We start from the raw sequence: 9,704 nt of genomic DNA, 5'->3' as shown, positions 1-9,704 counted from the left end.
GGCGGGGGCGCCGCCCCCGGCGGCCCCCCCGCCGTCCCCCACGGCGGGCCGGGGGCCTTGGGGGGGGGCCCGCCGGGGGGCTGCGGGGCGCACGCCGTCGTCACGACGCGACCGTCACGGCGCCGCGGTCGGCCTCGCGCAGGGCCACCTTGTTCACCTTGCCGGACGCGTTCGTGGGGATCGCGTCGACGACGACGAGGTCCTTGGGCTGCTTGAAGCGGGCGAGGGTGTCGCCCAGCCAGTCCTGGAGCTCCGCGAGGCCGAGCGGCTCTCCGGGGGTCAGGACCACGGCGGCGACGGGCACCTCGCCCCAGCGCTCGTCGCGCCGGCCGTACACCGCCGCCGCGGCGATCCGCGGGTGCGCGAAGAGGGCGTTCTCCACCTCGGCGCAGTACACGTTCTCGCCGCCCGAGATGATCATGTCCTTGAGCCGGTCGACGACCCAGACGAAGCCGTCCTCGTCCTGGCGGACCAGGTCGCCCGAGTGGAACCAGCCGCCGTCGAAGGCTGCCGCCGTCTCGGCAGGCTTGCGCCAGTACCCCTTCATGAGGTTCGGCCCGCGGTAGACGATCTCCCCGATGCTCCCGGTCGGGACGTCGCGGAGCTCGGCGTCGACGATCCTCCACTGGACGGTGGGGACCGGACGCCCGACCGACCCGAGCTTGCGCAGCGCGTCCCGGCCGCGCAGCGCGCAGGTGATGGGGGAGAGCTCGGTCTGGCCGAAGACGGCGACGTTGAGGGCGTCGGGGAACGTCTCGGTCATCGTGCGCAGCAACGTGTCGGACGCCGGCGCGGCACCCCAGCTGATCACGCGCAGCCGCAGGTCGCGGTCGCGGATGCCGGGGACGGCGCAGATCGCCTGCCACTGCTGCGGCACGTTGAAGACGATGGTGGCACCCTCCCGCTCCCACGCGTCGACGAGCGCCGCGGCGTCGAAGGCGCCGAGCGGGTGGATGACGGTCGGGATGCCGACCACGAAGTTGGCGGCGATCGACCCGAGCCCGGCGATGTGGAACAGGGGCGCGGTGAGGAAGGCGACGTCGGACTCGTCGAAGATCTCGTTCACCCGCAGGACGGTGAGGGACTGCGCCGTCATGTTGAGGTGGTCGAGCATGGCGCCCTTGGGCCGCCCGGTGGTCCCCGACGTGTACATGATGAGACAGGTCGTGTCCTCGGGGACGTCGGGCGCGACGAAGCCGTCGAGGGGCTCGGCGAGGAGGTCCGCGATGCTCTCCTGCCCGTCGGCGGCGTCGCCCACCACGACGACGCCGCGGAGTCGGTCGGTGAGCTGCTGCGCGGCCGAGAGCAGGGGGGCGAGCGGCTGGTCGACGACCACGAGGTCCGCGTCGGCGTCGTCGACGACGTAGGCGATCTCGGCGGGGGAGAGCCGCACGTTCATGGGGACGGCGACGGCGCCGAGGCGGTTGATCGCGAAGACGGTCTCCACCACGAGGGTGTGGTTGAGCGTCAGGAGCAGCACGCGGTCGCCGAAGCCGACGCCGCGCCGCCGGAGCGCCGCGGCGAGGGTGTCCATGTGCCGGGCGGCGTCGGCCCAGGTGGTCACCTCGCCCTGGAAGGAGAAGGCGGTCGCGTCGGGCTTGGTCGCGGCGTGGGTGAGGACCTGGTTCATCCAGTGGTTGCGGCGGACAGTCGGGGGGATGGCGTCCGTGGCGTCGCTCATGGCATGCACCTCTTCGTACGTGAGCCGAGTCGGGGGCGTGGCGCCGTCGCCACGTCCCGTCCGTTCCTGCCGCCCGCGGGGGTCGACGAGATCATGTTACTCACCATTCACATCCGAGTGCCAGCCCCTGCGGGGGGCCGGCGTTAGTGTGTGCACCGTGAGCGAGGCGAGGGCGGCGGACCAGGTCAGGAGGCGCCCACGTGACCGGCGGCAGACCATCGAGGCGGCCGCCGCGGTCGCCTTCGCGGAGCGCGGGTACCACCGGGTGGCGATGCAGGACGTCGCCGACGCGGTGGGGATCACCGCGGCGGCGCTCTACCGGCACTTCGACAACAAGTACGAGCTGTTCCGCGAGATCGCGATGGACCTCGTCGCCCGGCTGACCGACGCGACCGCGGCGGTGGGGGAGGTGAGCGACCGCACTCCGGCGACGGCGCGCACGGAGGCAGCGGCCGTCCTCGACGCCGTCTCGGGCGAGACCGTCGCGATGCGGTCGTCGGGGAACATCTACCGCTGGGAGAGTCGCTACCTGCGCCCCGAGGACCGCCGGGCCCTGGCCGCGGAGTTCACGGCCCTGCGGCGCCGTCTCGCCGAGCCCGCCGCGATGCTGCGGCCCGACCTCGACCCGCCGACGCTGGACCTCGTCGCCCTGGCCGCGCTGAGCGTGATCGCGAGCGTCACCGCCCACCGCACCCCGATGGCCGTCGCGTCGCTGCAGGCGCTGCTGCGCGAGGCGGCGATGCGCGTGCTCACCGAGGCGCCGGGTCCGGCGCCGACCGCGCCGGCGGAGGGGCACGGACAGGTCGAGGCCGCGCCGCCGGGCCGACGCCGCGACCAGCTCGCGCAGGCGGGGATCGCGGCGTTCGCCCGCAGGGGCTACCACGAGGCGTCGATCGAGGAGATCGCCGCCGCGGTGGGGATCACGCCGTCGGGCGTCTACCGACACTTCAGCGGCAAGTCCGAGATCCTGCGCACGGCGTGCGAGCGGGCCGCGGCGGCCCTGGACGCCGCGGCCGACGACGCGCTGGGCCGCCCCGACCCCCGCGAGGCGCTGCACAGCCTCGAGGCGGCGTACGTCCGCTTCGCCGTCGAGGACCGCGACCTCATGGACGTGTACACGGCGGACGTCGGTGCGCTCGACGCCGAGGACCAGCGCCGCCTGCGGCGGCTCCAGCGCGCGCACGTCGACGACTGGGTGGAGCTGCTCGGGCGGTTGCGTCCGGACCTCGACCCGCGCGACCTGCGGTTCCTCGTGCACGCCGGCTTCAACGTGGTCGCCGACCTGAGCGTCGCGCTGCGCCGCAGCCCGGCGCCCGAGGCCAAGCGGTGGATCGGGGCAGTGCTGGAGACCGTGCTGGGCGTCTGACGACGGCCTAGCCCCGGGAACCCTTCGACCGACCGTGGAGCAGCGGGATCATCCTGGCGACCAGGTGCATGTCCTTCTCGGTGCGGTCCATCGTCAGGAGGTTCAGCGCGGCCTTCCGGGTCTGGCGTGCCACGGACTTCACCGTGCTGAACTCGCGCAGGCCGTCGGCGCCGTGGATGCGGCCGAAGCCGGACTCCTTGACCCCCCCGAAGGGGAGGGCCGCGACCGCGGCGAACCCGAGCACCGAGTTCACGGTCACGACGCCGGCGCGCAGGGCGTCGGCGGCCGCCGACGCCGCGCGGGCGTCCTTGGTGAAGACCGCCGCGCCGAGCCCGTACGGGGTCGCGTTCGCCCGCTCGACCGCCTCCTCGAGGGAGGCGACGGTGTTGATCACGACGAGCGGGCCGAACGTCTCGTGCCGCACCGCGAGGGAGTGCTCGTCGACGTCGGTGACGACGATCGGGTCGATCACCCGGCCGTGCACGCTCTCGGTACCACCGAGCACCGCCGTGCCCGACCGCACGGCGTCCTCGACGTGCCGGCGCACCACGTCCGCCTGGGCGGGCAACGTCATCGGGCCGTACTGCGCGTCGGCGCCCGAGGTGCGCAGCCGTCCCGCCCGCTCCACGACACGGGACACGAGGGCGTCGCGCACCGCCTCGACGACGTAGACGCGCTCGACGCCGACGCACGTCTGGCCCGCGTTGCCCATCGCGCCGAAGACGACGAAGTCGGCCGCGGCGTCGAGGTCGGCGTCGGCCGCGACGAGCAGCGCGTCCTTGCCGCCGCACTCGGCCACGATCGGCACCAGCCGCTCGGCGGCGGCCGCCATGACCTTCTTCGCCGTCGCGGTGGAGCCCGTGAACGCGACCTTGTCGACGTCGGCCGCGACGAGCGCGGCGCCCGTCGCCCCGTCGCCCGTGACGGCGACGAGGACGTCGTGCCCCACGGCCTCCCGCCAGCGCTCGGCGAGCCACGCGGCCGGGCCGGGCGTCAGCTCGCTGGGCTTGAAGACGACGGCGTTGCCGGCGGCGAGCGCGTACGAGATCGAGCCCATGGGGGTGTACAGCGGGTAGTTCCACGGCCCGATGACGCCCACGACGCCGTAGGGCTCGTAGCCGACCGTGGCGTGCTGGTTGTAGTTGACCAGGCCGGCGCGCACCCGGCGGCGGCGCAGCACGCGGGCGGCGTTCTTCGCCGCCCAGTCGAGGTGCCCCAGGGTGAGCATGACCTCGAGCAGGGCGTCGTCCGCCGGCTTCCCGGTCTCCGCGGCGATGAGGTCGGCCAGCTCCCGGGCGCGCAGCGCGACGTGCGACTTCCAGCGCAGGAGGTGCGCGCGACGTCCGGCGAAGCCCTGCTCGCGCCACCAGCGGGCGCCGTCCCGGGCGCTGGTGACGGCGATGCCGACCTGGGCGGCGTCCGCCACCGGGTAGCTGGCGACGGGCTCGCCGTCGACGGGGCGGTACGTGGTGATCTGCCGGGCTTCCCGCCCGGCCTGGGCGGTCTGGTCCGCAAGCGTCATCGCCGGTCTCCTACTCCACGTCGAGCAGACAAGTAAATCGCGAGTCACACATTACGGCCGCTCCGGGACGACGCGCAAGGATTTCTCTAATCTTGGTTAGAAATCAGGCTAGGATCGGAGCATGGACGTCACCGGGACGGAGGCGACGCGACCGGCGTCGAAATCGGCGCAGACGCGCCAGCGCATCCTGGACGCGGCCGCCGAGGTGCTGTCGCGCAAGGGGTACGCGGGCACGCGCCTCGCCGACGTCGCCGCGGTCGCCGGCGTCCAGGCGCCCGCGATCTACTACTACTTCTCCTCGCGCGACGGTCTCGTCGAGGAGGTCATGTGGGAGGGTGCGCACCGCGTCCGGCTCCACGTCGAGGAGACGCTGGAGGCGCTGCCCGACGGCACCACCGCGATGGAGCGGCTCCTCGTGGCCGTGGACGCGCACCTGCGCTACGAGCTGCAGCTGTCCGACTACGCCACCGCCTCGATCCGCAACGCGGGGCACGTCCCGGAGCAGCTGCGGGTGCGCCCGGCCGCCGAGGAGGCGCTCTACAGCAGGCTGTGGCGCGACCTGTTCGTCGCCGCCCAGCAGGCGGGGGAGGTGCGCGCCGACCTGGACGTCAACACCTTCCGCCTGCTCCTGCTGGGGGCGATGAACTGGGTGGTCGAGTGGTGGAACCCGCGCACGCGCTCCCTCGACGAGCTGGTGGCGACCGCGCAGGGGATGGTCAGGCACGGAGCCGGGGCCGGCTGACCAGCTCCAGCCGGGCCCGCAGCACCTCCTCGGCCTCGGCCACGGTGCGGCGGACCACCTCCCCGGCGGCCGGGACGTCGTGGATGAGGCCCTGGACGAGCCCGACGGTCCAGATCCCCGCGTCGAGGTCGCCGTCCTCGAAGACCTTCCGGCCCCGGGCGCCCGCGACCAGGTCGCGCACGTCCTCGAACCGCCCGCCGCCCGCCAGGATCTCGACGACCTCGTCGCTGACGGCGTTCTTCGCGACCCGCGCCGTGTTGCGCAGGGAGCGGAAGATGAGGTTGGTGTCGAGCTCCGACCCGGCGACGATCCGCTCCTTCACGGCCGGCGCGACGGGCGACTCGACCGTGCACATGAACCGCGAGCCCATCGTGACCCCGTCGGCCCCGAGGGCCAGCGCCGCCGCCAGGCCCCGGCCGTCCGCGATCCCGCCGCAGGCGAGGAACGGGATCGTCAGCCGGTCCGCGGCGGCCGGGAGCAGCACCATGCCGGGCACGTCGTCCTCGCCGGGGTGACCGGCGCACTCGAACCCGTCGATCGACACCGCCGTCACCCCGACGGCCTGGGCCTTGAGCGCGTGCCGCACGCTGGTGCACTTGTGGATCACCCGCACCCCGTGGGCGCCGAACATCTCCATGTGCGGCTCGGGGTTGGAGCCGGCGGTCTCGACGATCGTGATGCCGGCGTCGACGATCGCCCGCCGGTACTCGTCGTACGGCGGCGGGTCGATCGCCGGCAGGATCGTGAGGTTGACCCCGAGGGGCTTGTCGGTCAGGCGGCGGGCCCGCTCGATCTCCCTGACGAGGTCGGCCGGGGTGGGCTGGGTGAGCGCGGTGATGATGCCCAGCCCGCCCGCCTCGGAGACCGCGGCGGCCAGCTCTGCCCGGCCGACCCACATCATGCCGCCCTGGACGACCGGGTGCTCGATCCCGAACGCCTCGGTGAAGCGCGTGCTGATCACGACGTCCCCCCGCTCACTCGTAGGTCTCGCCGGCGGCGGCCCGCGCGACCAGGGAGGCGGGCGGCCGGAACCGCTCGCCGTAGGTGTCGGCCAGCTCGTGCGCACGGGCGACGAAACCCGTCAGGCCGCCGTCGTACTGGTTGACGTACTGCAGCACCCCGCCGGTCCAGGCGGGGAACCCGATGCCGTAGATCGACCCGACGTTGGCGTCCGCGACGGAGGTGAGCACGCCGTCGTCGAGGCAGGCGATCGCGTCCAGCGCCTCGGCGAAGAGCATCCGCTCCTGCAGGTCCACCAGGGGCACCCGGGCGCTCCCCGAGCCGAACCGCTCGCGCAGCCCCGGCCACAGGCGCGTGCGCCGGCCCGCCTCGTCGTAGTCGTAGAAGCCGCGCCGCGCCCTGCGTCCGGGCCGGTCCTGGTCGTCGACCATCCAGTCGACGACCGCCTCGGCGGGGTGCGCCGTCCAGGTGCCGCCCTCCGCCTCGTGCGCGGCCCGTGTCTCGGTGCGGATCTTCTGGGTGAGGGAGAGCGTGAGCTCGTCGAGGAGCTGCAGCGGCCCCGCGGGATACCCGGCCTGGAGCGCGGCCTGCTCCACGGACGCGGGCTCGACGCCCTCGCCCACGGCGGCGACGGCCTCGTCGATGAACCGGCCGATCACCCGCGAGGTGAAGAAGCCCCGGGCGTCGTTGACGACGATGGGCGTCTTGCGGATCTGCAGCACGAAGTCGAAGACCTTCGCGAGGACGGCGTCGCTGGTGCGCGCGCCCCGGACGATCTCGACCAGCGGCATCTTGTCGACGGGGGAGAAGAAGTGGATCCCGATGAAGTCCTCGGCCCGGTCGACCCCCTCGGCGAGCAGCGAGATCGGCAGGGTGGACGTGTTCGAGCCGAGCACGGCGTCGGGCTCGACGACGTCCTGGATCTCCCGGAACACGGACTGCTTGAGGTCGACGGACTCGAAGACCGCCTCGACGACGAAGTCCACGCCCGCGAAGTCGGCGGGGTCGTCGGTCGTGGAGATCCGCTCCAGGAGGGCCGCGCTCGCCTCCGGCGTCGTCCTCCCGCGGCCCAGGGCCTTCTCCTCGAGGCGGCGCGCGTAGTCCTTGCCCCGCTCGGCGGCGCCCGTCGACGTGTCCTTGAGCACGACGTCGACGCCGCTGCGGGCGGCCACGTAGGCGATGGCGGCGCCCATCATCCCGGCGCCGACGACGCCGACCTTCTTCGCCCGGAACGTCGGGTACCCGGCGGGCCGGCTGGCGCCGGCGTTGATGCTCTCCAGGTCGAAGAAGAACGCCTTGATCATGTTCTTCGCGACCGGCGAGTGCGTGAGCTGCACCAGGTAGCGGGTCTCGATCGTCGAGGCGGTGTCGAAGTCGACGTACGCCCCCTCCACGGCGGCCGCCATCGCGGCGCGCGGTGCGGGCATCGGGGCCCCCTTGACCTGCCTGCGCAGCATCGCGGGCATCGCCGCGAGCGCCTGTGCGAGGGACGGGGAGGTCGGCGCGCCGCCGGGCAGCCGGAAGCCCTTGACGTCCCACGGCTTGACCGGCTCCGGGTTCGCGGCGATCCAGGCCTTCGCGCGGTCGCGGACCTCCGCCGCGGGGACCACCTCGTCGACGAGGCCGACCTCGAGCGCGCCCGCGGCGGTGAACTTCGTGGCCGGCAGGATGACGTCCGCCAGCGCCTTCTGCAGCCCGAGCATCCGCACCGTGCGGCTCACGCCGCCGCCGCCGGGCAACAGGCCGAGGGAGACCTCGGGGAGCCCGAGGCGCAGGCCCTTGACGTCGCCGGCGGCGATGCGGTGGTGGGTGGCGAGCGCGACCTCGAGCCCCCCGCCCAGTGCCGTGCCGTCGATCGCGGCGACCACCGGCCGGCCGAGCCGCTCGATCCGGCGCAGCAGCGACTTCACGTGCTCGATGTCCGCGGTCTCCTCGGCCGACCGCGCCGGGTCGGCGGAGCGGAGCAGCTCGAGGTCCCCGCCGGCGAACCAGCTCTTCTTCGCCGACGCGAGGACGACGCCGGAGATCCGGTCGCGCTCGGCCTCGAGGCGCTCGACGCTCGCCTCGAGCGCGGCCCGGAAGTGGGCGTTCATGGTGTTGGCGCCGCGGTCGGGGTCGTCCATGGTGAGGGTGACGACGCCGTCGCCGTCCTCGTCCCAGGCGTACCCGCCCTGCACGCCCGCCCGGTCCTCGATGACGCTCATGCCGTCTCCCCTTCCTCGACCCGCTCGATGATGGTGGCGATGCCCATGCCCGCCCCGACGCACAGCGTGGCGAGGCCGCGACGCAGGTCGCGGCGCTCCAGCTCGTCGAGCAGCGTGCCGAGGATCATCGCGCCCGTGGCGCCCAGGGGGTGCCCCATGGCGATCGCCCCGCCGTTGACGTTGACCTTGTCGTGCGGGATGCCGAGCTCGCGCTCCCACCGCATGACGACCGAGGCGAAGGCCTCGTTGAGCTCGAACAGGTCGATGTCGTCGACCGTGAGGCCCGCACGATCGAGCGCCTTGCGCGTGGCGGGGGCGGGGCCGGTGAGCATGATGGTGGGCTCCGAGCCCGTCACGGCGGTGGCGACGACCCGCGCCCTCGGCGTGAGGCCGAGGCGCTCGCCCACCTCCCGGCTGCCGACCACGACGAGGGCCGCGCCGTCGACGATGCCCGACGAGTTCGCGGCCGTGTGCACGTGGTCGATCGACTCGAGCCAGTGGTACTTCTGCAGCGCCACGGCGTCGTAGCCGGACTGCGCCCCGGGGATCTCGAACGCGGGCTTGAGGTGGCCCAGGCTCTCGACCGTGGAGCCCGGCCGGCGGTGCTCGTCATGGTCGAGCAGCGAGACGCCGTTGAGGTCGCGCACCGGCACGACCGACCGGGCGAACCGGTCCTCGCGCCACGCCTCGTCGGCCCGTCGCTGCGACTCCACGGCGTAGGCGTCGACGTCCTCGCGGGAGAACCCGTCGAGCGTGGCGATGAGGTCGGCGCCGATGCCCTGCGGGACGAAGTAGAGGTCGTAGTTCGTGGTCGGGTCCTGCACGTAGGCGCCGCCGTCGGAGCCGATCGGCACGCGCGACATCGACTCGACGCCACCCGCCAGCACGAGGTCCTCGAAGCCGCTGGCGACCTTCTGGGCGGCCACGTTGACGGCCTCCAGGCCCGAGGCGCAGAACCGGTTGAGCTGGACGCCCGCGACGGTCTCGGGCAGGCCGGCGACGAGCGCCGCGGTGCGGGCGATGTCGCCGCCCTGCTCGCCGACGGGCGAGACGACGCCGAGCACGATGTCGTCGACGGCCGCCGGGTCGAGGGTGGGGTGGCGCTCGCCGAGGGCGTGGATCAGCCCCACGACCAGGTCGACGGGCTTGACGCCGTGGAGCGCCCCGCCGCGGTTCTTGCCGCGCGGCGTGCGGACGGCGTCGTAGATGTATGCCTCTGTCACGGATGT

General features: G+C 73.6%; 7 protein-coding genes. 2 read left to right on the top strand and 5 right to left on the bottom strand.

The window, feature by feature from the left end:
- Window positions 1-100 precede the first annotated feature (100 nt).
- Window positions 101-1,681, bottom strand: coding sequence for a long-chain-fatty-acid--CoA ligase (locus ACFQ80_RS19205; protein ID WP_430564768.1), 1,581 nt, complete (start codon window positions 1,679-1,681; stop codon window positions 101-103).
- 157 nt (window positions 1,682-1,838) lie between these two features.
- Here ACFQ80_RS19205 and ACFQ80_RS19200 point away from each other — a divergent pair, with 157 nt between their 5' ends.
- The gene (locus tag ACFQ80_RS19200; protein WP_430564767.1) at window positions 1,839-3,047 is read left to right on the top strand and encodes a TetR/AcrR family transcriptional regulator; all 1,209 of its coding nucleotides are present in this window, start codon (window positions 1,839-1,841) and stop codon (window positions 3,045-3,047) included.
- A gap of 7 nt (window positions 3,048-3,054) precedes the next feature.
- Here ACFQ80_RS19200 and ACFQ80_RS19195 read toward each other — a convergent pair whose 3' ends face one another.
- Entirely contained in the window at window positions 3,055-4,569 is a 1,515-nt protein-coding gene (locus tag ACFQ80_RS19195) for an aldehyde dehydrogenase family protein (protein WP_430564766.1), read from the bottom strand.
- Between the two features lie 121 nt (window positions 4,570-4,690).
- On the opposite strand from ACFQ80_RS19195, the gene ACFQ80_RS19190 reads away from it, so the two are divergent.
- On the top strand, window positions 4,691-5,311 hold the full coding sequence (locus ACFQ80_RS19190) for a TetR/AcrR family transcriptional regulator (protein WP_430549972.1): 621 nt from the start codon (window positions 4,691-4,693) through the stop codon (window positions 5,309-5,311).
- Here the strand turns inward: ACFQ80_RS19190 and ACFQ80_RS19185 are convergent.
- The 3 genes from ACFQ80_RS19185 to ACFQ80_RS19175 are packed head-to-tail and all read right to left on the bottom strand — an operon-like array spanning window position 5,286 to window position 9,698.
- Entirely contained in the window at window positions 5,286-6,377 is a 1,092-nt protein-coding gene (locus ACFQ80_RS19185) for an NAD(P)H-dependent flavin oxidoreductase (protein WP_430564765.1), read from the bottom strand. The genes ACFQ80_RS19190 and ACFQ80_RS19185 overlap by 26 nt on opposite strands.
- Entirely contained in the window at window positions 6,286-8,475 is a 2,190-nt protein-coding gene (locus ACFQ80_RS19180) for a 3-hydroxyacyl-CoA dehydrogenase NAD-binding domain-containing protein (protein WP_430564764.1), read from the bottom strand. Before ACFQ80_RS19180 ends, ACFQ80_RS19185 begins: the two co-directional genes overlap by 92 nt.
- Window positions 8,472-9,698 carry an acetyl-CoA C-acetyltransferase gene (locus ACFQ80_RS19175; protein WP_430564763.1) on the bottom strand — a complete coding sequence of 409 codons (1,227 nt, stop codon included), beginning with the start codon at window positions 9,696-9,698 and terminating at the stop codon, window positions 8,472-8,474. Before ACFQ80_RS19175 ends, ACFQ80_RS19180 begins: the two co-directional genes overlap by 4 nt.
- Between the last annotated feature and the right edge of the window lie 6 nt (window positions 9,699-9,704).

This window comes from Isoptericola sp. NPDC056578 (genome assembly GCF_042793275.1).
Lineage (GTDB): Bacteria > Actinomycetota > Actinomycetes > Actinomycetales > Cellulomonadaceae > Isoptericola.
Note: the sequence above shows the minus strand (reverse complement) of the source record. Positions and strands in the feature narration are given on the sequence as shown.